Annotated in this window: 20 protein-coding genes; 18 read left to right on the forward strand and 2 right to left on the reverse strand. The window is 46.1% G+C overall.

Going from position 1 to position 23,448, the window contains the following annotated elements:
* The first annotated feature begins 123 nt into the window (after positions 1-123).
* The 9 genes from NSB28_RS16185 to NSB28_RS16225 all read left to right on the forward strand — a co-directional run bounded on the left by NSB28_RS16185 (position 124) and on the right by NSB28_RS16225 (position 13,305).
* Positions 124-1,587 (forward strand): ABC transporter substrate-binding protein, encoded by a 1,464-nt coding sequence (locus NSB28_RS16185; protein WP_257497471.1) that lies wholly within the window; start codon positions 124-126, stop codon positions 1,585-1,587.
* A gap of 96 nt (positions 1,588-1,683) precedes the next feature.
* A complete protein-coding gene (locus NSB28_RS16190) occupies positions 1,684-2,607 on the forward strand; it encodes an ABC transporter permease (protein ID WP_109624935.1) in 924 nt (307 codons plus the stop codon).
* Positions 2,608-2,616: 9 nt separating this feature from the next.
* On the forward strand, positions 2,617-3,495 hold the full coding sequence (locus tag NSB28_RS16195; protein WP_109624934.1) for a carbohydrate ABC transporter permease: 879 nt from the start codon (positions 2,617-2,619) through the stop codon (positions 3,493-3,495).
* Positions 3,496-3,548: 53 nt separating this feature from the next.
* Positions 3,549-5,777 carry a glycoside hydrolase family 3 N-terminal domain-containing protein gene (locus tag NSB28_RS16200; RefSeq protein WP_257497470.1) on the forward strand — a complete coding sequence of 743 codons (2,229 nt, stop codon included), beginning with the start codon at positions 3,549-3,551 and terminating at the stop codon, positions 5,775-5,777.
* A 74-nt stretch (positions 5,778-5,851) separates the two neighbouring features.
* The gene (locus NSB28_RS16205; protein WP_109624932.1) at positions 5,852-7,585 is read left to right on the forward strand and encodes a sensor histidine kinase; all 1,734 of its coding nucleotides are present in this window, start codon (positions 5,852-5,854) and stop codon (positions 7,583-7,585) included.
* Positions 7,582-8,358: a response regulator transcription factor gene (locus NSB28_RS16210; RefSeq protein ID WP_109624931.1), complete on the forward strand. Its 777-nt coding sequence runs from the start codon at positions 7,582-7,584 to the stop codon at positions 8,356-8,358. The genes NSB28_RS16205 and NSB28_RS16210 overlap by 4 nt, the downstream gene beginning before the upstream one ends.
* 2 nt (positions 8,359-8,360) lie before the next feature.
* Positions 8,361-9,428 carry a family 43 glycosylhydrolase gene (locus NSB28_RS16215; protein WP_109624930.1) on the forward strand — a complete coding sequence of 356 codons (1,068 nt, stop codon included), beginning with the start codon at positions 8,361-8,363 and terminating at the stop codon, positions 9,426-9,428.
* Between the two features lie 179 nt (positions 9,429-9,607).
* Positions 9,608-11,923 (forward strand): family 78 glycoside hydrolase catalytic domain, encoded by a 2,316-nt coding sequence (locus NSB28_RS16220; RefSeq protein ID WP_109624929.1) that lies wholly within the window; start codon positions 9,608-9,610, stop codon positions 11,921-11,923.
* An 11-nt stretch (positions 11,924-11,934) separates the two neighbouring features.
* Entirely contained in the window at positions 11,935-13,305 is a 1,371-nt protein-coding gene (locus tag NSB28_RS16225) for a family 43 glycosylhydrolase (RefSeq protein ID WP_109625268.1), read from the forward strand.
* 96 nt (positions 13,306-13,401) lie between these two features.
* Here NSB28_RS16225 and NSB28_RS16230 read toward each other — a convergent pair whose 3' ends face one another.
* Positions 13,402-14,001, reverse strand: a complete 600-nt coding sequence (locus tag NSB28_RS16230) for an HAD family hydrolase (RefSeq protein WP_109624928.1) — start codon at positions 13,999-14,001, stop codon at positions 13,402-13,404.
* Positions 14,002-14,273: 272 nt separating this feature from the next.
* On the opposite strand from NSB28_RS16230, the gene NSB28_RS16235 reads away from it, so the two are divergent.
* The 5 genes from NSB28_RS16235 to NSB28_RS16255 all read left to right on the forward strand — a co-directional run bounded on the left by NSB28_RS16235 (position 14,274) and on the right by NSB28_RS16255 (position 19,005).
* Complete coding sequence (locus tag NSB28_RS16235; protein ID WP_109624927.1) at positions 14,274-14,894, forward strand: VTC domain-containing protein; 621 nt, start codon at positions 14,274-14,276, stop codon at positions 14,892-14,894.
* A gap of 396 nt (positions 14,895-15,290) precedes the next feature.
* The gene (locus NSB28_RS16240) at positions 15,291-16,019 is read left to right on the forward strand and encodes a GntR family transcriptional regulator (RefSeq protein WP_109624926.1); all 729 of its coding nucleotides are present in this window, start codon (positions 15,291-15,293) and stop codon (positions 16,017-16,019) included.
* Positions 16,016-16,774: a deoxyribose-phosphate aldolase gene (deoC, locus tag NSB28_RS16245; RefSeq protein ID WP_257497469.1), complete on the forward strand. Its 759-nt coding sequence runs from the start codon at positions 16,016-16,018 to the stop codon at positions 16,772-16,774. The genes NSB28_RS16240 and deoC overlap by 4 nt, the downstream gene beginning before the upstream one ends.
* Before the next feature lie 163 nt (positions 16,775-16,937).
* The gene (locus NSB28_RS16250; RefSeq protein WP_109624924.1) at positions 16,938-17,999 is read left to right on the forward strand and encodes an NAD(P)-dependent alcohol dehydrogenase; all 1,062 of its coding nucleotides are present in this window, start codon (positions 16,938-16,940) and stop codon (positions 17,997-17,999) included.
* A gap of 10 nt (positions 18,000-18,009) precedes the next feature.
* Positions 18,010-19,005, forward strand: a complete 996-nt coding sequence (locus tag NSB28_RS16255; protein ID WP_109624923.1) for a CobW family GTP-binding protein — start codon at positions 18,010-18,012, stop codon at positions 19,003-19,005.
* A gap of 139 nt (positions 19,006-19,144) precedes the next feature.
* Here NSB28_RS16255 and NSB28_RS16260 read toward each other — a convergent pair whose 3' ends face one another.
* Positions 19,145-19,444 (reverse strand): hypothetical protein, encoded by a 300-nt coding sequence (locus NSB28_RS16260; RefSeq protein ID WP_109624922.1) that lies wholly within the window; start codon positions 19,442-19,444, stop codon positions 19,145-19,147.
* 160 nt (positions 19,445-19,604) lie between these two features.
* Between NSB28_RS16260 and NSB28_RS16265 the strand changes: the two genes are divergently transcribed.
* From NSB28_RS16265 to NSB28_RS16280, 4 genes are all read left to right on the forward strand, one after another.
* Positions 19,605-20,921, forward strand: a complete 1,317-nt coding sequence (locus tag NSB28_RS16265) for a sodium-dependent transporter (RefSeq protein ID WP_109624921.1) — start codon at positions 19,605-19,607, stop codon at positions 20,919-20,921.
* A gap of 55 nt (positions 20,922-20,976) precedes the next feature.
* The gene (locus NSB28_RS16270) at positions 20,977-22,014 is read left to right on the forward strand and encodes a threonine aldolase family protein (RefSeq protein ID WP_109624920.1); all 1,038 of its coding nucleotides are present in this window, start codon (positions 20,977-20,979) and stop codon (positions 22,012-22,014) included.
* Positions 22,015-22,041: 27 nt separating this feature from the next.
* Positions 22,042-22,851: an arylamine N-acetyltransferase family protein gene (locus tag NSB28_RS16275; RefSeq protein WP_109624919.1), complete on the forward strand. Its 810-nt coding sequence runs from the start codon at positions 22,042-22,044 to the stop codon at positions 22,849-22,851.
* A 93-nt stretch (positions 22,852-22,944) separates the two neighbouring features.
* Complete coding sequence (locus NSB28_RS16280; RefSeq protein WP_109624918.1) at positions 22,945-23,433, forward strand: MarR family winged helix-turn-helix transcriptional regulator; 489 nt, start codon at positions 22,945-22,947, stop codon at positions 23,431-23,433.
* The last annotated feature ends 15 nt before the right edge of the window (positions 23,434-23,448 follow it).

Consider the following 23,448-nt stretch of genomic DNA (forward strand, 5'->3'; position numbering starts at 1 on the left):
TAATACAGATGACGGAAAAGTATAATGGAAATGACGGAAAAATTATGGATAGGATTTTTTTGGTTAGTTATAATGATATTACAAAAACTTAATAGAGGACAAGTTAGGAAAGGAAGCGCGGAAATGAAAAGAAAAGTAAAAGCAATGGGACTTACAGCACTTGCAGCAGTTTTAGCAGCAGGAACCTGCGGCGCGGAGGCGCGTGCAGACGATGTGAAAACTATCAATATGTATACCATGGGGATCGGGAATACCACAGATAACCAGATGATACAGGATGCCATCAATGAAATCAGCCGTGAAAAGATTGGTGTGGAAGTAAACTGGACTGTTTTAGATATCGGCCAGTGGTTTGAGCAGTACAACCTGCTTTTGAGCGGAAGTGAAGCAGTAGACCTGATGCCGAATATGGGCGGCGTTGCAACAGGGGTGCGCCAGGGCTCCTTCATGGAAATGGAAGACCTGTATGCGGAATATGGACAGGGGATAGCAGAATATCTGGACGATGAATTTCTGAATGCAGGGTATGTGGACGGACATTTATATGGAATCCCGTCCCAGAAGGATTTTGCAGCAACGAAAAATATTACATACCGCCAGGATATAGTAGACGAGCTTGGCCTGGATGTAAGTAATGTAAAAACCATAGAAGACTGGTTCCCGATCATGGAGGCTGTACAAAAAGCTTATCCCGATATGACCATGTTTGTATCAAATGCAGGAAGTACGCTTAACCAGTGGGATTCATACAATTGGGACAAGCTGGAAGATGAGCTGGGCGTATTGATGAATTATGGGGAAAGGGCTGAAGTTGTAAATCTTTTTGAAACGGATGAATATGAAAAGATCGTGCGTGAGATGAGAAAGTGGTATGAAGCCGGATTCATCGCAAAAGATACGGCAACGTCCACAGAAGCTTACAGTGTAATTATTAAGTCGGGAAATGCATTTTGTTCTATTACCACAGGAAATCCGGGTATTGTGGAAGAACAGACTCAGAACTGCGGATTCCCCATGGGGACAATTGCATTAACCGAGCCTCTTGCCAGCACCATGAACGTGACAGCATTAATGTGGGCTATCCCATATACCTCAGCAGAGCCGGAAGCGGCTATGAAGTTCCTGAACCTGATGTATACGGATGCAGAAGTATCTAATCTTCTGAATTACGGTATTGAAGGGATGCATTATACAGTACAGGATGACGGAACCTTATTCTATCCGGAAGGCATTGATGCCTCAAGCTGTACCTATCATCCTGAAATGACCTGGATCTGGCCGAACACATATATCGCAGGCCAGTGGGCTGCCTCAACAAAAGACCTTGGAACAAAGATGGGTGAGTTCAATAAAGAAGCCCGGAAATCCGCAGCTATGGGCTGGGTATTTAACAGTGCTCCTGTAGCCAACGAGATAACCGCCTGCACGAATGTGATTAAAGAGTATGCATACGGCCTGGAAGTGGGGGCAGTGGATGTGGATGAAGTCCTGCCTAAATTCCAGCAGGCATTAAAAGATGCGGGCATTGACAGAGTTATAGAAGAGAAACAAAAGCAGATAGATGAATGGCTGGCAGCAAAGGAGTAGGAGCCGGATAGTTACTTTGTACAAAATAGCTGCATGAACCCTGAAAGGTGCTGTGAAAACGGCACCTTTCATAAATAAGGAAAGGAATTTGCTGGTATGAAAAAAAAGAGCCTTGCAGTACAGATAAAGAAATACTGGCCGTTTTATATTATGATGCTCCCGGCGCTGATTTATCTGTTTATTAATAACTATATGCCCATGTCCGGCCTGGTGCTCGCATTTAAAAAGTACAATGTGCGGGATGGAATTTTTGGCAGCCCCTGGATCGGACTGCAGAACTTTGAGTTTTTGTTTGCCACGAAGGATGCATGGATCATAACCCGGAATACGATACTTTATAATCTGGCATTTATTATTGCAGGTACTGTATCGGCCATAGGGCTTGCCGTATTTTTGAATGACATTGTATCTAAAAAAAGAAAAAAGGTTTATCAGACGCTTGTACTGCTCCCCTATATGATCTCCATGGTAGTAGTGGCATATCTGGCAAATGCATTTCTGTCATCTGATACAGGCTTCATTAATAATTATATTCTGGAACCTCTGGGGCTGCAGCCGGTATCTTTCTATTCTGAAACAAAATACTGGCCCTTTATCCTGATATTTATCAATATCTGGAAGGGGGTAGGATACAGCTGTATTATGTACCTGGCGAACCTGGGCGGGATTGATCCGGGGTATTACGAAGCGGCTGCATTGGACGGGGCCACCAGGTGGCAGAGGTTTACAAAAATTACGCTGCCCTGTCTGAAGCCGACGATCATCACATTGACCATCCTTTCCATCGGAAAGATGTTTTACTCAGATTTTGGCCTGTTTTATCAGGTACCCATGCAGTCAGGAGCTTTGTTTAGTGTAACTCAGACTATAGATACATATGTATTCTACGGATTAATGAAAAACGGGAATATAGGCATGAGTGCGGCAGCAGGTTTTTATCAGTCAATGGTAGGATTTATACTGGTCCTTGGGACAAATGCTGTGATCCGCAGGATAAGCAGAGAAAACGCCATGTTTTAGGAGGGTATTATGGTTGAGAATAGAAAAGGGTACGACATATTTATTAATGTTATTTTGATTCTTATTTGTATCTGCTGTGTGGCGCCATTTGTTCTGCTGATCGCATCATCCTTTACAGCAGAAAGCAGCCTCATTAAAGACGGATACTTCTTTATCCCAAAAGAATTCAGCACGGAAGCGTATAAATTTCTCCTGGGAGACAACAGCATATTCAGGGCATATGGGGTGACTATCCTCCTGACAGCGTCCGGCACTGCCATTAACCTGCTGATCACTACGATGATCGCATATCCGCTGTCTAAGCAGGATATGCCGGGCAGAAGTTTCTTTAACTTCTTTGTGTTTTTTACTATGCTGTTTGCAGGCGGCCTTGTGCCAACGTATATGATGTGGACACAGATATTCCACATAAAAAATACGTTTGCAGCATTATTGTTCCCGTCACTTCTTACTAACGGTTTTACTATTATGATGATGCGCAGCTATTTCCAGCAGAATATTCCGCCGGAAGTGCTGGAAAGCGCCCGTATAGACGGTGCGAATGAATTCTATATCCTGTTTAAGATCGTCATGCCTATGAGCCTTCCGATTCTGGCAACTGTGGGTCTGATGGCAGGTCTGATGTATTGGAATGACTGGAATAATAACCTGTATTATATAACTGAGCCGGGGCTGAACAGCATTCAGGGGCTTCTGAACCGTATGCTGACAAATGCCCAATATCTGAAACAGACGGCAACTATGGGAAATGTGGGTGCGGCTTCTGTGCCGACCACTGCTGTCAGGATGGCTGTAGCAGTCCTCGGAGCGGTGCCTATACTCTGTATCTACCCCTTTTTCCAAAAATACTTTGTAAAAGGGATGACAATGGGGGCAGTAAAGGGGTAGCCAGGTATAACTTCCGGTAAATACCGTGGTGTATGTCAAGAGGAGATAAGCATATGACGATGACGATTAAAGACAGGGTAGAAGAATTATTAAGTAAAATGACTCTGAGGGAAAAAATAGGCCAATTAAACCAGGCGGGAACTACAATGAACTGTACGCTGCCGGGATTTGAGGCTGACATAGATACCTGGGTGTCACAGATGCTGCAGGGGCGCCTGTCAAAGGAAGAATTGGACAGGAGACTTGCTATGTGTGAAGAAGATCTCAGGGAGGATGAAATAGCGGGAGGGGAGCTTGGAAATTATGTGAACCTGTACGATGATGAAAAAATAGCCAGGGGCACTAAGGCTGCCAGGGAGAACAGCCGTCTTGGAATACCTATGTTTGTGGGGGTGGATGTTATCCGGGGCTACAGGACTATATTCCCCACTCCTCTGGCCTTGTCCTGCAGCTGGGACATGGATGCGGTGCGGCGCAGCACTCAGACGGCAAAAAGGGAGGCCTGGGTGTCAGGGGTGAACTGGACCTTTGGGCCCATGCTGGATATTGCCAGGGATGCGAGATGGGGCAGGATTGTGGAAAGCCCGGGGGAGGATCCTTATCTGGCAGGTGAGATAGCGAAGGTCCAGGTGCGGGAATTTCAGCGGGAGGAAGAGGATGGATGCCGCCTGATGGCATCCGCAAAGCATTTTCTGGCATATGGGGCTGTCAGCGGAGGTCAGGATTACTATACAGTGGATATGTCAGAGAGGCAGCTGTTTGAGACTTACCTGCCCCCCTTTAAAGCAGCGGTGGATGCAGGCGCAGGCGCCGTAATGAGCGCATTCCACGATCTGAATGGGATTCCCTGCACAATGGATAAATGGCTGCTTACAGACATCCTGCGCGGGAAATTGGGTTTTGAGGGATTTGTTGTAAGTGATGCGGAAGCTGTAAAGCAGTGCGCCGTGCATGGGGCTGTAAAAGATGAAAAAGAGGCTGCAAAGATGTCTCTTCTGGCAGGCGGTGACATGGACATGTCCTCGCTTGATTACATACAATATCTGGAAGAATTGGTGGAAGAAGGCGAAATAGAGGAAGAAGACGTGGATAGGGCAGTCCGCAGGGTCCTCACTAAAAAATTTGAATTCGGGCTTTTTGATAAAGAATGGGCTTATGATCCTAAACTGATCTGTGATACCGTACTTTCGCCGGAAAACAGAAAAACAGCTCTGGACGTGGGGAAGCGTTGTGCTGTACTTTTGAAAAATGACGGGATTCTTCCTATAGCAAAGGGTGTAAAAAAAATCCTGATAACCGGGGAACTGGCTGATGACAGGCAGGCTCTTATGGGGCCGTGGTCTTTTACAGGAAGGACAGATACCCAGGTAACTATTGTTGACGGTATGAAAAATTATGCACCGGAAGGTGTGGAAATCACGTACATAAAAGGCTTTGGCGTAAAGGGCGGCCGTGATGGATTTGAGGAAGCATATGAGATGGCTAAAAAGGCGGACATGGTGATCGCAGTGGCCGGAGAAGAGGCATATATGAGCGGTGAGGCGGCTTCCAGGGCGGATCTGCACCTGGCAGGGCTGCAGGAAGAATTTCTGCTGGGCCTGGCTGAACTTAAAATACCTGTGGCAGTTGTACTGATAAATGGCCGTCCGCTGGCGGTAAGGTGCTTACAGGACTGCCCCGGGATCGGCGCTATCCTGGAGGGCTGGCATTTAGGGACTGAGTTTGGAAATGCAGTGGCAGAAATCCTCTATGGGAAATATAACCCCAGCGGCAAACTGACAGTGACCTTTGCAAATGAGGGCGGGCAAGAACCCATGTATTATAACCATCCGAATACAGGGAAGCCGGGGAGTGATTTCAAGTTTACGTCTAAGTACCAGGATGTCCCGTTTACGCCCTTGTATCCTTTTGGATACGGGCTCAGCTATACGGTTTTTGCCTATGACAGCCTGAAGCTGGAGAAGGAGGTGCTGGAGCAGGATGAAAGCCTCTGCTGCAGTGTGAAGGTAACAAATACAGGCAGCAGGGCAGGTGAGGAAGTAGTGCAGCTTTATATAAGAGATCTGGCGGGCAGCTGCGTGCGCCCTGTCAGGGAGTTAAAAGCTTTCCGCAAGATTATGCTTAAGCCCGGGGAGGAAAAAGAAATTTCTTTCCAGGTTCCGGTAAAGGATATGGGATTCTACAACCGAAGCTGCCAGTATATAGTGGAGCCGGGGGAGTTTAGGGTGTTTGCGGGGCCTGACAGCGTAAGCGGGCTGTCTGCGGCTTATTATATAAGATAATTTCAGCGGGCTTTGGCTTGAGGTTTCACTTATAAGCAGTTACAATAATGGTATAAAGCTGGGGAGGAAAACCGATGGAAAAGCTTGTAAATAAGAAAAAATATACCTTGCTGCACTGGATTACCGGGATGATATTGCTGCTGTTGTTTATAAGTGCTGCTATTTTAGCTGCTTTCTCCAAAGTGAGTATGGATAATCTGCTTGCACAGGAAATAGAGAACAGGCAGGCAATTTTGAAGTTAAACGTGGATAATGCCAATACAAATTTATCTTCCCTGCAGGGGTACCTCTATCAGCACTTTACTGATTCCGAAGAGATTACCATGATTGAGACAGGTAACGATAATACAAAGATTTTTATGGCAAAACAAAGCCTTACACGTAACCTGAAGAAAATCGCAGGCTGGAATGATTCTCTGGAATTCCTGTTCTTTTACAGTCCGCCCAGCCCTGATAAAGTTCTGCTTCAGGTTTCGGCAAAACAGGCAGATTATCCGGAAAGAAAGGATCTGGAAAGGCAGGTAAAGGAGTATATAGATAATAAGCTGGAGAAAGGGTCTTCCCTTGGCCGTGGCTATCTGCTTTTAAAAAACGGATCCAGGGGATATGTGATCCGTTTTTACAAAATAAGGAACAGCTACCTTGGCATGTGCCTGGATGGCAGGGCAGTCCTCGAGCCATTGAAAGGGCTGGCAAGTGAAGAAGGGTGCCTGGCTTTCCTGGCAGATGTGGATGGAAATATAATATCACAGACAGAAGGTTTTCAGGAAAGCATTGATATTAACAACAATGGAAGGCTCCTGAAAAAAGACGGGGAACAATACCTGCAGTTGAACTACCTCTCAGAGCAGGGGGATTTTTATATCGGGACATGGACAAAGGCAAGCCTGGTAAACGGACAGCTTAAATGGATGCGAAACCTTATTGCTGCCTTTGTCGCAGGTTTCCTGGTGGTGATTGCTGCGATGGCTTTTTCAATCCGCAGATCTCTATACCAGCCGATCAGGTCAATGGAGCTGGCCATGAAAAAGGTGGGAGACGGAGAATGGGACCTGGCAGTTAAAGATGACAGCAGGATTTCGGAATACAGCAGCATGATCCATAATTTCAACGAAATGGTATCGGAAATTAAAGGACTGAAGATCCAGAATTATGAAAATGAACTGGCAGCACAGAAATCCTATCTGCAGTGCCTCCAGCTCCAGATAAATCCTCATTTCTACCTCAATGCACTGAATATTATATATTCCCTGGCAGAGGTGCATGACTATGCGCTCATCCAGGAAATGACCATGAGCCTGGTTGAATATTCCCGGTATATGTTCAGGCGCCCGGAGAACCTGGTGACGGTTTCCCAGGAGATAGAGCATGTGGATAATTATATGAAGATCCAGAAAATGCGTTTTCCGGACCGTATTGAATATCAGGCAAATATAAGCAGTGAAATTGAGGACGCTATGATACCGCCTTTCGTGATTCAGAGCTTTGTGGAAAACAGCATTAAATATGCCGTCAGTTTTGAGCAGCACAACAGGCTGTCTGTATGCGGAAAGCTGAACGAAATAGATGGGGAGCTGTATGTACAGATAGAGATCAGGGACAATGGGACTGGATACAGCCAGGAGGTTTTAGAGGCCATGAATGAACAAAAGCCCAGGGATGAAAGGTTTAATATTGGAATCCTGAATGTGCGTCAAAGGCTGCGGTTTATTTTTGGGGATAAAGCCAAAATGGAGTTAAAAAATGAGGAGGGCGCAGTCACAATTCTGCTGATCCCCCTGACCTGGAGGGAGGATACTGAGGAATGAAAGGATACAGTATATTACTTGTAGATGATGAAGAAATTGCGCTTATGGGGCTGCAAAAGGGAGTTAACTGGGAAAGCCTTGGCATAACAAAATGTTATTGTGCCGCTGGCATAAAGGACGCTCTTGGTGTGCTGAGAATGCATCATGTAGATATAATGATCAGCGATATTGAAATGCCGGGAGGGAGCGGGCTGGAATTAATCTGTAAAGTGCGTGAGGAGTATCCGGAGATTATCTGCATCTTTTATACCTGCCATGCGGATTTTTCCTACTGCCAGGAAGCGCTCCGCCTGGGAGCATTTGATTATGTGTTAAAGCCCATCCCCTATGAAGAGCTGGAGCAGATCCTGCAAAAAGGCCTGCTGGAGATGCAGAAAGGCAGGACTGCCAGAGAGCTGGAAAATATCTGGGGTGATATGACTCATCAGGAGGAAAAAAGTTCAGCTGTGGAGACGGTGAAAAAGAAGATAACAGAGAACCTCTCAGTGGAAATATCCAGAGATGAACTGGCGGATTTAGTATATATGAGCCCGGATTACCTGACAAAACTGTTTAAGAAAGAAACAGGGCTGTCTTTAAGTGATTATATTATTAATAAGAGGCTCCTTCTGGCACAGCAGCTGCTTTCTTCCACGGATTTAAGCATTGTAGAGATTGCCCAGAGGGCAGGCTTTTCGTATTCCTCTTATTTTGTGAGGATATTTAAGAAAAAATTGGGGATCACGCCTAATCAATATAGAAAAGATTGTTTAAACAGAAAAAATGAGGTGTAAAAATGTATGAATCAATAAAACCCGGCCAGCCATGGCTGGATACGGATGGAAACAGGATACAGGCACACGGCGGAAGTATAATTTCTGTGGGTGATACTTTTTACTGGTACGGTGAAAATAAAGAGAAAACCACAGGAGAGAATAATATCTGGCACTGGGGGGTGAGGTGTTATTCCTCGAAAGATATGTATAATTGGAAAAACGAGGGAATCATTATTCCGCCTGATACGGAAGATGAAACTTCTCCCCTGCACCCTGCTTCTATGATGGACAGGCCCCATATCATTTATAATGAAACTACACAGAAATATGTGGCGTGGCTGAAGATTATGGGGGAACCGCCATACTTTACAGTACTTATCTCAGATCATTTACTTGGACCCTACAAAATAATTAATCGCAGGGTTAATCCCTGCGGCTTAAATGTGGGAGATTTCGACCTGAAAGCTGATGATAAAACAAAGAAGGGATATCTGATCAGCCAGAGACCTCATACAAGCATTTATATTGTGCGGCTGAATGATGATTATACGGATGTACTTGGGGAGTATACCGAACACTTTCCGCATACTGCTCCGCCGGATGCCCGGGAAGCTCCCGCATATTTTTACAGAAACGGCCTGCATTATATGATTACGTCCGGCACAACCGGGTATTATTCCAACCCATCAGAGGCATCGGCAGCAGCGGATTGGATGGGGCCATATGAAATACAGGGGAATCCGCACCTGAATGATACGACAAAGACCTCTTTTAATTCACAGATCACATCAGTCTTTAAGCATCCGGGAAAAAAAGACCTGTATATAGCGCTTGCAGACCGCTGGAGGCCGGAATTGCCAGTATTAGCAGGAGATAAATGGGAAAGCGGTGAGTATTCTGATTTGATTCAGGAAAAATTCAGGAGGATTTTTGACCCGGCAGCTGAATTTGTGTTTTCACCGGAAGATGCGAAAGATATGAGGATAAATTCCTCTGTGTCCGAGTATGTCTGGCTTCCTTTAAAATTTGATAAGGACAAAGTGTACATAGAATGGTTAGATGAGTGGAAAATAGAAGATTATGAATAACTATTCAGCAGGTCTGTGCATTTACTGCACAGACCGTAAGAAAATGATTCAAGGGTGCAAAAATCCCATCGCCGCAGGCGATTTTAAATGGATTTTAGCATGTAACTGTGAGGGTACTGAACAGTTACGATTATGAGTAATTATTTAACGATTATAAGTGAAAGGGAGTAAAGGAGCCTATGGCAGCATTAGAGAAATGGGTTACTGCCGGGACAGCAGAACCATTCTATGTCAGAAAGAAATTCCGGATCGGAAAAGAGATAGAAAAAGGGGTGGCCAGGGTATGCGGCCTTGGGCAATTTATTTTCTATATAAACGGGAAAAAAGTGGGTGACCATGAGCTGGACCCGGGATGGACAAATTATAGGAAATTGATCCAGTATGTGACCTTCGATGTGACTGATTATCTCCGGCCGGGAGAGAACGCTCTGGGGGCAGAGGTAGGAAACGGGTGGTTCATTAAGACAGACCAATATTATACTTTTAAATTCCCGGAATTTATGCCGCCGAATCCTAATGGCTATAAACCTTTTGGAAAGTATCTTGTTTTCGCCCTGGAACTTAAGATACTTTATAAAGACGGGAGTATGGATATAATTAGTGCAGATGAGACGTTTAGAAAGAAAGCGCATCCTGTAGTGATGAGCAATGTCTATGGATCGGAGATAATTGACGGGCGGTTAAGACAAAAAGGGTGGAGCGGGGCAGGGTTTGATGACTCCTGTTGGGAGCAGGTCCTGGCTGTGCCGGAAAATGAGGCGCCTGAAGGAAAGTTGGAGGAACAGTTCCAGCCCCCGGTAAAAGTGATACATACTTATGAAGGCAGGTTTCTGCATAAGACAGGCAGCAGAGAAATTTATGATTTCGGGCAAAATATGTCAGGGATCTTAGAGGCTGAGGCATGCGGACAAAAGGGAGATATGCTGAAATTTTATCCTGCGGAAAAGCTGACGGCAGACGGGGATGCAGACCAGTATGCAAAAGGGTGGGTGAACGTAGACTCCTGCATTACTTTCATTTTGGGGGAGGATGGGGAGTGGGAAAATTTCAGGATGAAGTTTACTTACTTTGCAGGCAGATATATGGCAGTTGAAAAGGTTTACACAGAGACAGAGCCGCTTTTGCGCAGCATTAAGGCACATGCTGTATCCAGTGCATGGAAAACGGACGGCACATTTACATGTGATGACAAGCGTTATGAGCAGATCTATGATCTGGTAGAAAAAGCAGTGGAGGCAAACATGGTAAGCGTCCACACGGACTGTCCTGCTATAGAACGTTTTGCCTGGCAGGAGCCCAACCACCTGATGGCTCCTTCCATCATGTATATGAAAGACGGGAGGAAGCTCTGGGAAAAATTTCTGCTGGATATGCGGACAGACCAGCATACGGTGGAGGACTATTTCTACGATTTTGAAGGGAACAAGATATGGCCGGGAACCGGCCTGATGCCCTCGCAGTGCCCCTGCTATATGCCTAATGTGATGCCGGTCCCCGGAATGGGCAGTTTCTATGATATTATAGCCTGGGGGAGCACATGTATTTTAGGAGTCTGGTGGCATTACCAATTTTATGGTGACATAAGAATCATTCAGGAAAATTATGAAGCCGGAATGAGATATCTGGACCATTTAAAAACAAAAATGACAGCAGAAGGGTTTATCAGCCATGGCCTGGGGGATTGGGGGAATCCGGAAGGAGAATTGCTGAGAGAAAATATAGAGACTGTGTTTCTGTATGCGGATACCATAACTCTGAAAAAATTTGCTGATATTTTGGGGAGAGCTGATGATGCTGGTAAGCTGGAGGTATTTGCCGCCCGGGTGAGACAAAATTATAATGAAAAACTGCTCATATGGGATACAGAGAAAAATATGTGGTGTTATCGGGCATGGGATCATCCTGAGAAAATATTTATAACTCAGGCCAGTCAGGCGCTCCCCCTTTATTGGGGAATGGTTCCTGAAGAGAAGACGGAGGATGTGGTAAAGGCCTTTAGAATGTCTTTGGAAGAGAAGCAGGCATTTATAGCGGGGGAAGTAGGGCTCCCATATGTGATACAGGCTGCCCGCAGATATGGAATGAATGACCTGACTGCACAATTTATTTTAAACAAAACACACCCCAGTTACTATGCGTTTGTAATGGATGGGGAAACGACCCTGGGTGAATATTGGGAAAAGAATCCCCGCAGCCACTGCCATGATATGATGGGCCATATCACAGAATGGTACTATAATGGGATAGCAGGGATCATCCCGGAGGAACCGGGCTTTAAGAAGGTTAAGATCAGCCCGTACCTGCCGCCTTCCGTAAAAGAATTCAGCTGCAGCTACAGTTCTGTAAGCGGCAGGATCAGCGTACACGTAAAGGAACTGCAGGAAGAGGTAGTGTTGGAAATAGAGATACCTGAAAATATGGGGTATGAGGTTGAGACAGGCAGCCTGAAACAGCGCGGAAAACCTGTAAACAGCAGGATAGAATTTAGAAGATGAGAGGTATTATTGTGATAAATTTAAAAAATACAAGGAACCCGGTGCTGCCATTGGAGTATCATATACCAGACAGCGAAGGCCATGTAATGCCGGACGGCAGGCTTTATATATATGGTAGCTTTGATGACAGGGAAGACGTATACTGCAGCGAAAAATACTATGTGGTTTCCACACCGGATATGGTTCACTGGACCATACATGAGGAGGCCTTTAATGGAAATGATGTTCCCTGGTTCAATAATCCTGATGCGCCAAAGTACCCAGGGATAGACTGGAGCAGACCAACTCCGTTTATCCGGAAAATGCTGGATGACCAGGCCAAAAAAGGGAATGATATGAAAGCAGCATTTGAAAAAGAGGATGAGGGAGAAAAAGCGGCGCTTTTATTTGCACCGGACTGCATAGAAAAGGATGGAAAATACTATCTTTATTTTTGCATGCAGGACGACAGCGAAGGGGTTGCGGTCTCAGACAGGCCGGAAGGGCCTTTTTCGGATCCGGTTCAGCTTCCCTGCGGGGGAATTGATCCGGCGGTCTTTATTGATGATGATGGTCAGGCATATTACTACTGGGGGCAGTTATTTTCCCATGGAGTAAAATTGAACCCGGATATGGTATCCTTTGATGAGGACGCCGTCGTGGACGGCCTGGTTACAGAGGAAGAACATTTTTTTCATGAGGGTTCCTCTGTCAGAAAGATCGGAGATACATATTATTACATTTATGCAGATATGGAGAGGGGAAAACCCACATCTCTCGGATATGCCACAGGAAAATCTCCTTTAGGGCCATTTACATATCAGGGTATTATCATAGACAATGACGGGTGTGATCCGGCGAGCTGGAATAATCATGGTTCTATTGAGTGTGTGAACGGGCAGTGGTATGTATTCTACCACCGCTGCAGCAGAGGCAGCCAGCAGCACAGGAGGCTTTGCATAGAACCTGTCACGATTAATGAGGATGGCACTATCAATGAAGTGAAAATGACTTCCCAGGGTGTGGGAATGCCTTTTGCACCCGGAGAAAAGATTATGGGATATCAGGCATGCCAGTTAAAAGGTACGGTCTATATCGGTGTCAATAACACATGCCGGGAAAATTCAGAAAGATTAATGAATATTTCCGATGGGGACGAAGCAGTGTTCCGCTATGTTAAAAGTGAAGAAGCATGGAAGGAAATTAATGTCGCCTGCGTGGGAAAAGGAAATATCCGGATTTTCATGGATGACCGGTTGGCAGGAAGTGTTACAGCAGATGGAGATAGAGATAAGGTATCTTCTATTTCGGGCAAAATTCAGATGCCCGCCGGACAGTATGAACTGGCGCTGAGGTTTGAGAAAACAGAGGCACTGGAAATTATAGATATCATTATTTTATAACAATGGATGTCCATTAACATAAAACTGACAGAAAACAGGTTCGTTACTGTTCACTCCGTGAACAGTAACACGGGTTCTGTCAGTTTTTTTTCGGTTTTATACTCCAAGCAGAGCAAGTTCTTCTACGGCATCCTCATACCCTGTAAACAATATCCCGTGCAGTCCGAGGGAACGGGCCACATCGATATTGACCTGCATGTCATCGAGGAAGACGGCATGGTCGGGTATGATGTCATAGCGGTCAAGGAGTTCCAGGTAAAAGGTGCGCTCAGGTTTTACCATATGTACTTCATAGGAAAGAAGGCCTCCGTCTGTGTAGTCCATAAAACCCAGCTGGCTTTTGGACTGCTCGTAGGGCCATCTGCCATAATTAGACAGGTAATAAACCTTGTATCCTCTTGCCTTCAGATCCCTGACCCAGGGAATGGCGTAAGGATACTCTTTGAGCAGAGTGGGATAGTTCTCAAAGACATAGGAGATTTCCGGCTCATATTCCGGCGCAGCAGAAACGAAACGGCGGCGCAGCATTTCCTTTGCCATAAGTCCCCTGTCTACCTCCTGCCAGTAGGGGCTCTGGAAAGTGGCCTTGGCTATAGCAGCCTTTTTTTCAGGACCGAATTCAAAACGGTCCAGATATGCCCGCCAGTCAAAACTTACCATAACGTTTCCTATATCCAGAATGACAGTATCTATCATAAATAAGACCTCCTAAATCCGGCGCGGTGCATCATGGCGTCCGGTGAATAACTACATCATAATATAAGAGGGATATATTTGTCAAATCAACGGATTACAAAATATTTGCATCTTGTTAATGAAATGTCAGAGCCCTCTTAAGAGAATTAAGAAAGATTTCAGAACTTTGTCACCAGCAATTCACAAATCCCTGATATAGTAAATATTGTAAATTGAGGAAGCATTTTGAGGGGAAAATGCTAAAGGTTTTTGGACAGAATGGGGGAAATTGAATGCGTTATACCATGTACTACGAAGAGAACGACACCATTGACGATGAAAAGTACGATCTGTTGAAACAGAGGCTTCTTTTAGAACAGCCTAAGAAAAAATTTGAAAGCTATACCATTAAGAAACAGCGGTTTGTAGGAGGCGAGGAAGGGGCGCCAGACTATTTTTTATGTATTAAGAATGATGACGACAGCCAGATATATATGGAAAAGAAATACAAACAGAACGGCATCTTCTATAAAAAATGTGAGAAGATGACAAGAGAAGAATGTGAGAAGCTGTTAAAGGGCGACATAGAGTGGATGAAGAACCATAAAAAACTATTGTTTGCAGATTTTTATCTGCAGAGTACATTGAATTATCTGAGTCCCGGTCCCATGACAATATATGAGCGCGAGATGATGAAGTGCAAGAGGGAAGGATATGTTACCTTCTGCAAACGTATTGTCCGGGCAGCGGGAAGCTCTACAGACATTTTCACAGAAGACTATATTCCAATCAGCTGCCTGCCGGAAGAAAAAGTGAGAGTTACCTACAAAAAGGAGATAACCCTTCCGAATATGGTGCTGGCCATGCTGCAGATGGGCGATGAGCCGGCAGATGAATTTGCTTTTGCATTTTAATTCCCTGCTGTAAGGGAAAATATGAAGGAAGTGGAACATGTTTGTTCCGTATACAGAAAGGATGGGACCCGGATTTACGGGTCTCATCCTTTTTCGGTATGGGAGATACAAGTGAAGCACAGACAGCGGAAATATGATATAATGTCGTTAGACATTATACGCGCCGTAGCGAAGCGAAGTGCGCATCTCCCAGAGGGATACTATATCGCAGATATGGTATAATGTCGTTAGACATTATACGCGCCACAGCGAAGCGAAGTGCGCATCTCCCAGAGGGATACTATATCGCAGATATGGTATAATGAGCACGGAGTGGGAATTATGCCATTGCATAGAAGGCAGTTTCATGTGAGGCTGCTGAATAGTTACAAGAAAATTTATTTGGAGTGTCAGACAATGGAAAATCATAAAAATGAACCGGCCTATATGAGAGTATATAGGGAATTGAAATCTGAGATACAAAAGGGCACTTATCCTGCAAATGGGTTTCTGCCCAGGGAGAGTGAACTGGAGGCAATATATAAGGTGAGCAGGACCACAGTGCGCAAGGCTATAAAGCTGCTCAGCCAGGAGCGTATATTAGAAGTGCGCCAGGGCTGCGGAACACGAGTATGCGGCCAGAAGGCAAAGCAGGATTATAACAAAGTAACGTCAGTCACAGAATCCCTCAGGAAAAAGGGGTATACAGTCACGACGGGAAGTATGCTGATTGATGTAATTGAAGCGGCGGGGGAAGTGGCCGAAAGCCTGGAGCTTCTGCCGGGCACGCCTGTTGCCAGGGTCCAGCGGCTGCAGCTGGCGGACGGAAGCCCGGTCACATTAATGGAAAACTATATTCCATATTCCCTTGTGCCGGGGATAGAGGCGCATGAGAATAAGTTTGTAGCTCTGTACCAGTTCCTGGAGGAAACTTATGGAATCACCATTGACAGCACAAAAGACAGGATATTTGCCGTATCGGCCTCATTTATGGAGGCCCAGGTTCTGGAGATTAAGCCCAGGGATGCGCTGCTGGTAGTGCAGAGGACATGCTATAAAGACAGCAGGCCCGTATGCATGGACCATGTAAGGATCATAGGGAGCAGATATGAAGTGGAGATATGCGGACAGGGGAGGAGCAAATGACAGAAAAGGCTATGACAGAAAAAGCTGTAACAGAAAAAGCTGTAACAGAAAAACTTATAGCAGAAAAGCTTGTAACAGAAGAAATAATAGAAACCAGAGAAGAGCTTGCCAGGCATATTGATGTCAGCTGTGTTCAGGCATTTCACACAAGAGACGAGATCGACCGGATGATTGAAGCGGCGAAAAAATACAGGTTTGCATGTGTGTTTACACTTCCGGCCTTCAGTTCCTATGTGGCAGAGAGACTATTCAGGGAGCCGGATATCAGTGCAGGAGGAGTCGTCAGCTTTCCGGGGGGCGGCGACACCATCCTCCAGAAGGGGCGGCAGGCCAGGGAGCTGCGTGAGATGGGCTGCGGGGAAATTGATATGGTGATGAACCTGACAGCGTTTAAAAGCGGGGAATATGCTTATGTGTCTGAGGATATCATGGCAGTAATAGATAATGCTGCAGGTATACCCGTAAAAGTAATTATAGAGACGCCGTATTTAACAGAGGAAGAGATCCGCCGTGCTGTAGATCTGTGTGCGGAGGCCGGAGCAGCCTATGTAAAGACAAGCACAGGGTGGCATCAGGAAAAAACGCAGCTTGAACATATCAGGATCATGTCTTCACAGGCCAGGGGAAGGATCAGGCTGAAGGCGGCAGGCGGGATCCGCACTGTGGAAACTATACGCGGGATGGCGCAGGCCGGCTGCAGCAGATTTGGGCTGGGACTTAAGCCGGCCATTCAGGTAATGAAAGATATGTATTGATGACCTTTATGGAATATGCACAGATATGTATACGATAATTTAGCGAATATCCCGAAACATTATTAATTGATTACATAACCTTTTAGTGTTATAATCTCAATATGGTATGTTATATTTTTAACATACTTAAAAAAAAGAGCTGATATTTGAAAGGAGATACAAAATGAAAGGTTATGCAATGCTTAAGATCGGAGAATCCGGCTGGATTGAGAAGGAAAGGCCAAAATGCGGGCCTATGGATGCAATCTGCAAGCCGCTTGCAATTGCGATCTGCACATCTGATGTACATACACTCTGGGAGGGGGCGATCGGAGAACGCCACAATATGATATTAGGCCATGAGGGATGTGCAGAAATAGTTGAAGTCGGAGAGATGGTAAAAGACTTCAAACCTGGCGACAGGGTTTTAGTGCCGGCTATCACACCTGACTGGAATTCATTGGAAGCCCAGGCGGGATACTCCATGCACAGCGGCGGAATGCTGGCAGGCTGGAAATTTTCTAACTTTAAGGATGGAGTATTCTCAGAATATTTCCATGTAAATGACGCGGATGGAAATCTTGCACTTCTTCCGGACAATATCAATACAGTAGATGCATGTATGCTCTCTGATATGGTGCCCACAGGTTTCCACGGGGTAGAGCTTGCAGATGTACAGTTCGGCGATACTGTACTGGTGATCGGGATCGGCCCGGTGGGACTTATGTCAGTGGCAGGAGCGAACCTTCGCGGGGCTGCCAGGATAATTGCAGTAGGGACAAGGCCGGTATGTGTGGAAGCGGCAAAAGGATATGGAGCCACAGATTTTATCAGCTATAAGAACGGACCTATCTCAGAACAGGTGCTTGCAATGACAAATGGAGCGGGCGTTGACAAGATCGTGATCGCCGGAGGCAGCGTAAAGACCTTCTCTGAGGCTGTAAAGTGCCTGAAACCGGGCGGAAAGATCGGCAATGTAAACTACTTAGGCTCAGGTGATGTTATTGATATTCCGCGTGTTGAGTGGGGAGTAGGCATGGGCCACAAGCAGATCAACGGAGGACTTATGCCTGGAGGAAGACTTCGTATGGAAAAACTGGGCGCTCTTGTATCTTCAGGAAAACTGGATCTTTCTCCTCTGAGCACACATGTATTTGAGGGATGGGACCATGTGGAAGAGGCTCTTTTCCTCATGCGTGACAAGCCTGCAGACCTGATCAAGCCGGTTGTAAAAATAGAAGACTAGGAAAAAGCTTATGAAGATACTTGTCATATCGGGCTTTTTAGGAGCAGGCAAGACTACTTTTATTAAAGCTCTCGCAAAGCACACAGGCAGAGAATTTGCTATTCTGGAAAATGAATACGGCTCTGTGGGGGTGGACGGCGACAGCCTGAAGGATAATATTCCGCCGGGAAAAGTGAATATATGGGAAATGGCGGAGGGATGTATCTGCTGCTCCATGAAAGGAGATTTTGCCGCTTCGGTCCTGACTATCGCCAATACTGTAGATCCGGAATATCTTGTGATAGAGCCTACGGGAGTCGGAATGTTAAGCAGCATTATCCAGAGCTTAAAAGAGATCGAATATGAGAGGATATCACTGCTGGCTCCTGTAACAATAGTGGATGGGTACAGTTATGAACGGTACAGACAGGAATTTACGGAGCTGTACAGAGACCAGATTGCGGAAGCACATACGGTTATTATATCCAAGATGGAGCAGGCCGGAGATCAGGAGAGGGCTCTGCTGGAAAAGAAGCTGCGGGAGTGGAATCCTCATGCCAGGATACTTACAGCGCACTATACCCAGATGGAGCAGGACTGGTGGAACAGTCTGCTGGAAAAGGGATATGACGGGCAATCGCTGAAATGTGAGAAGGCCGGCGGGCAGGAACTGCCGGATACATTTTCCATGAGCGGTGTTTTTCTGGAAAGCCCGGAAAAACTGTTTCTAATGATGGAAAGAATCATTTTTGGAGAATTTGGCGATATCTGCCGGGCAAAAGGACATTTAAAGGCAGGAAACCAGATATTCCAGTTTGATGTGGCGGACGGACGCTATTCTGTGACGGGAATGGAGAAGGAACAGGCCGGAAAGGTGGTTTTTATCGGCCGGGATATCCGCCGGCAGGAGATTCGCAGATGCTTTTATACAATAAAAAATCCTGATGGAGCCAGCCGGCGGGCAAAGCCCCTGAGGGTGCGGGAGAGTGCAGCACACAGAGAAAAAATACCTGTAATAACCTGCTGATCATAAATATGCACAAAGCTAAAGGCAGTCCGTTTTCACCGACGATGAAAATGCGGAACTGCCTTTTTGCACCCTTGACTCATTTTCTTACGGTCTGTGCAGTAAATGCACTGACCTGCTGAATAGTTACTATTTTATCTTATTTATTTTTAGTTCCCTGTTTACCTTGCTGCTTCTTATTTTCTTTAATCTCTTTTTTCTCATTTTCAGTATCAATACCGGAAATTTTATCGTCATTCCCCTTGCCCCTGAGCATCTTATATGCCATCATATACACATAGAGCAGGCATGGAATCAGGATGGTGCATGCTACAGCGCCTCTGAACAGGCTCTGGGCCATCTCACTTTTCATGAGGGAGAGGATCAGGGTGGCGATATAGAGGCCGGCCAGCAGGACGACGGCGGCAATTGCCAGGATCTGCTTTGTTTTTTTCTTCATCGGTTGTACTCCTTTGTGGATTTTAAGTAAGATTAATTATAGCTGTTTAAACTGTGAAAAGCAATGGGGAAAATTACTGGCTTTTATCTCATGCATATGGTAACATACATCTGCAAGAGACTTACAGAAAATGATTACAGGAGGAGAAAGAAGACAAGTAATGAAACAAGAAAAAAACACAAAATTTACAAGCAGGATAGGCTTTGTCCTGGCTTCTGTGGGGTCTGCCGTGGGTATGGGAAATATATGGATGTTTCCCTACAGGGTGGGACAGTACGGAGGAGCGGCATTTTTGATCCTCTATTTCCTGTTTGTCATATTGTTCGGGGCGGTGGGGCTTTCAGGTGAGTTCGCCCTCGGGCGGCTGACAGGGACCGGGCCTGTAGGCTCATATGATTATGCTCTGAAGACAAGAGGAAAGAAGGGCGGTTCCTTTTTGGGAGGAATCCCGCTGCTGGGGTCCTTTGGCATTGCGATCGGCTATGCTATTATTGTCGGCTGGGTGCTCAGATATCTCTTTGGAGCTGTGGGCGGTACGCTCATGGGGACAGAGTCGGAAGCCTATTTCAGCCAGATCACAGGTTCATTTGGCAGCGTATTCTGGCACATGGCAGTAGTGGCTCTTACAGTGCTGGTGCTGGTGGGCGGAGTGCTCAAAGGGATAGAAAAGGTAAACCGTATCATCATGCCGGCCTTTTTTGTACTGTTTACAATTGTGGCTGTGCGCGTAATGTTCCTTCCGGGGGCGGGGGCAGGATACAGCTATCTGTTTGTTCCCCAGTGGGAGAAGCTGGCGGACCCCATGACATGGATCATGGCTATGGGGCAGGCATTTTTCTCCCTGTCTATCACAGGCTCAGGGATGATCATATACGGCAGCTATCTGGGTAAATCAGAGAATATCACAAAGGCTGCGGGGCAGACGGCACTGCTGGATACATGTGCCGCTCTTCTGGCGGGGCTGGCTATCATACCGGCAGTCTTTGCCTTTGGCATGGACCCCAATTCAGGGCCTCCCCTGATGTTTATCACACTTCCGAAGATTTTTGCACAGATGCCGGCAGGAAGGATCATAGCAGTACTTTTCTTCGTGTCAGTGCTGTTTGCAGGAATCACTTCACTCGTAAATATGTTTGAGGTGTGCGCTGAGGCAGTGATGAAGAAATTTAAATGGGGCAGAAAGGCAGCAGTGCTCTTTGTGGGCGCGGTTGTGCTGGGAATAGGGCTGTTCCTGGAATATGAGCCGTACATGGGTACATGGATGGATATCATTACCATATATGTAGTTCCGTTCGGAGCTCTTCTGGGCGCTGTTATTATATACTGGGTCCTTGGAACCGGCAGGATATCGGCAGAGTTAAATATCGGAAGAGATAAGCCGGTAGGAAAGCTGTTTAAGTTCATGGCAAAATATGTATATGTATTTCTGGCCGGCCTTGTATTTATACTCAGCATCATTTATAAAGGCATCGGATAGTTAAATATCTCATATGATTTAGAAAATTTTTGGAGAAGAAAGGCGGAAAATTAAAATGATCAGATTTAATTGTGACTATGCAGAAGGAGCACATGAGATGATCCTTCGCAGGCTGATGGAGACAAATCTTGTGCAGACTCCGGGATATGGGGAGGATGAATACTGTGAACAGGCCAGAGAGACAATTAAAAAGGCGTGCGGCAGAGAAGACGCCTATGTCCAGTTCCTGGTAGGGGGGACACAGGCAAACCTCACGGTGATAGATGCTGCCCTGCGCACACACCAGGGAGTGATCGCTGCCTGCACGGGACATATTAATGTGCATGAGACAGGATCTATAGAGGCCTGCGGCCATAAGGTGCTCGCAGTTAACGGCAGAGACGGCAAAGTAGAGGCTGCCCAGGTGGAAAAGATGTGCGAGGCCCATATTCATGATGATTCATTTGAGCATATGGTACAGCCTAAGATGGTGTACATTTCCAATCCCACAGAGATAGGAACACTCTATTCTAAGGCAGAACTTGAAGAGCTGTACCGGGTTTGCAAAAAATACGGCCTGTATCTTTTCCTGGACGGAGCCAGGCTGGGATATGGCCTGATGGCGGAGGGGAATGATCTGGACCTGCCCTCCATCGCAGCTCTGTGTGATGTATTCTATATAGGTGGCACAAAGGTGGGAGCGCTGTTTGGGGAAGCTGTAGTAATTTTGAATCCTGCGCTGAAGGAAGATTTCAGATATATAATGAAGCAAAAGGGCGCCATGCTGGCTAAGGGCAGGCTTCTTGGGATACAGTTCCAGGCGCTGTTTGAGGATGGACTGTATTTTGAGATCAGCAGACATGCGGATCAGCTGGCAATGAAGCTGAAAGAGGCGTTTATAGAACACGGATGTACATTTTTGGCGGAGAGTGTGACGAACCAGCAGTTTCCTGTTTTCAAGGATACAGAGCTGGAAGAGCTGGGGAAGGACTTCAGCTTTACATACCAGGAGAGGGTCGATGAGGAGCACAGCGCCGTGCGCTTCTGTACCAGCTGGGCCACGAAAGAAGAAGACGTGGACGCATTGATAGAAAAGATCAGAAACTTAAGATAAAAATGAAAAGTGGATTGGAGGGGTATCATGTTTGAAAGGCTTTGGGAGCCCATAGAGAATGTCCAGGACTATCTGGACAGGATATCGTGCGGCCCGTCAGAGGAAATAAGGCAGGACAGGGAATGCCTGGACAGGCTGATCAGGAACCACCAGATATTTGTTCCCTTTGAGAATCTTGATATTTATGATCTGGACAGGGATGTGTCTTTAAATATCGGGGATATTTATGAAAAGGTGGTGGCAAGAGGCAGGGGAGGGTTTTGCTTTGAACTAAACGCCCTCTTCCAGAAGCTTCTGGAGCAGCTGGGGTTTGAGACAAAGGCATGTATGGGCAGGATAGTGCGCGGGAAGGATTATATGCCCCAGCCCCTGCACCGCGTCCTGCTGGTAAAGCTGGAGGAAGGCTGGCATTTCTGTGATGTGGGGTACGGCGGACCCATGCCTGCGGGGGCATTGCTGCTGTCGGACGGCAGCCGTCAGAGAGTAAAGGATACCTGGTTCAGGGTAAGGCAGATATCCCATCATGAGTGGGAGATTTCACGGGAAAAAGAAGACGGGGAAGAAGGTCTTGTGCGTTTTACGGAGCAGGAACAGTACCCCATGGACTTTGTGGCTCCCAGCTTCTTCTGCTGCAAGCATCCTGATTCTTATTTCAGGGCCAGAAGAATAGTGAACAGATGCCTTGCTGACGGGAACATGAGACTCTGGGATGATACGGTCACAATAGAGAAGGACGGGAAGACTGAGCAGGTTGTCTTCAAGGATGGGGAAGAGCTGAGAGAAGGCCTGAGAAAGTATTTTGGAATACATATTTTAACAGAATTTTCAAAAAATTAACAATTTTATACTTGTAATTCAATTAATAATCCAGTATAATTCATTTGTAAACAGTTCAAGAGTGAATTAATAGAAAGCAGCGTGGATCATAATATGGAAGAAAAAACCGATTGTGGGGAAGACCTATACAAGCGATATAGTACAGGAGAAGCGTTTATCGTATCATCTCAGATGGTTAAAAAGCTATATGAGAGGATGTGGTCGGATACAAGAAAACACTATGAACTGACACAGAATGAAATCGACGTGCTTTTATTCCTGAAGAATTTTGCGCCTATGGATACGGCCGGTGATATCGCCAGATGCCGTGCCCTGTCCAGATCCCTTGTTTCAAAGTCAGTGGAGTCACTGATCCAGTGCGGATATCTGGATGGCGAGCCGGACAGCAGGGACCGGAGGTATTTTCATCTGAAGCTGACCGAAAAGGCAGAGCAGGTGCTGAGGGAGATGCAGAAGATCAGAAGCAATTTCTGGTCAATGCTGCAGGAGGGAGTCACGCCGGAGGAAATGGAGCAGTTTCTGAGGGTTTTGGGCAAGATGCGTCACAATCTTGAAAAGATCCTGCCCCAGGGACAAGAGTGACTTGTTTGTATAGAA

Source organism: Murimonas intestini (assembly GCF_024622195.1).
In the GTDB taxonomy this organism is placed as follows: domain Bacteria; phylum Bacillota; class Clostridia; order Lachnospirales; family Lachnospiraceae; genus Murimonas; species Murimonas intestini.

Excerpts from the sequence above, each read along its gene's own strand:
- NSB28_RS16185 (WP_257497471.1), top strand. The coding sequence starts at position 124 with ATGAAAAGAAAAGTAAAAGCAATGGGACTTACAGCACTTGCAGCAGTT.
- NSB28_RS16190 (WP_109624935.1), top strand. The coding sequence starts at position 1,684 with ATGAAAAAAAAGAGCCTTGCAGTACAGATAAAGAAATACTGGCCGTTT.
- NSB28_RS16195 (WP_109624934.1), top strand. The coding sequence starts at position 2,617 with ATGGTTGAGAATAGAAAAGGGTACGACATATTTATTAATGTTATTTTG.
- NSB28_RS16200 (WP_257497470.1), top strand. The coding sequence starts at position 3,549 with ATGACGATGACGATTAAAGACAGGGTAGAAGAATTATTAAGTAAAATG.
- NSB28_RS16205 (WP_109624932.1), top strand. The coding sequence starts at position 5,852 with ATGGAAAAGCTTGTAAATAAGAAAAAATATACCTTGCTGCACTGGATT.
- NSB28_RS16210 (WP_109624931.1), top strand. The coding sequence starts at position 7,582 with ATGAAAGGATACAGTATATTACTTGTAGATGATGAAGAAATTGCGCTT.
- NSB28_RS16215 (WP_109624930.1), top strand. The coding sequence starts at position 8,361 with ATGTATGAATCAATAAAACCCGGCCAGCCATGGCTGGATACGGATGGA.
- NSB28_RS16220 (WP_109624929.1), top strand. The coding sequence starts at position 9,608 with ATGGCAGCATTAGAGAAATGGGTTACTGCCGGGACAGCAGAACCATTC.
- NSB28_RS16230 (WP_109624928.1), bottom strand. The coding sequence starts at position 14,001 with ATGATAGATACTGTCATTCTGGATATAGGAAACGTTATGGTAAGTTTT.
- NSB28_RS16235 (WP_109624927.1), top strand. The coding sequence starts at position 14,274 with ATGCGTTATACCATGTACTACGAAGAGAACGACACCATTGACGATGAA.
- NSB28_RS16240 (WP_109624926.1), top strand. The coding sequence starts at position 15,291 with ATGGAAAATCATAAAAATGAACCGGCCTATATGAGAGTATATAGGGAA.
- deoC (WP_257497469.1), top strand. The coding sequence starts at position 16,016 with ATGACAGAAAAGGCTATGACAGAAAAAGCTGTAACAGAAAAAGCTGTA.
- NSB28_RS16250 (WP_109624924.1), top strand. The coding sequence starts at position 16,938 with ATGAAAGGTTATGCAATGCTTAAGATCGGAGAATCCGGCTGGATTGAG.
- NSB28_RS16255 (WP_109624923.1), top strand. The coding sequence starts at position 18,010 with ATGAAGATACTTGTCATATCGGGCTTTTTAGGAGCAGGCAAGACTACT.
- NSB28_RS16260 (WP_109624922.1), bottom strand. The coding sequence starts at position 19,444 with ATGAAGAAAAAAACAAAGCAGATCCTGGCAATTGCCGCCGTCGTCCTG.
- NSB28_RS16265 (WP_109624921.1), top strand. The coding sequence starts at position 19,605 with ATGAAACAAGAAAAAAACACAAAATTTACAAGCAGGATAGGCTTTGTC.
- NSB28_RS16270 (WP_109624920.1), top strand. The coding sequence starts at position 20,977 with ATGATCAGATTTAATTGTGACTATGCAGAAGGAGCACATGAGATGATC.
- NSB28_RS16275 (WP_109624919.1), top strand. The coding sequence starts at position 22,042 with ATGTTTGAAAGGCTTTGGGAGCCCATAGAGAATGTCCAGGACTATCTG.
- NSB28_RS16280 (WP_109624918.1), top strand. The coding sequence starts at position 22,945 with ATGGAAGAAAAAACCGATTGTGGGGAAGACCTATACAAGCGATATAGT.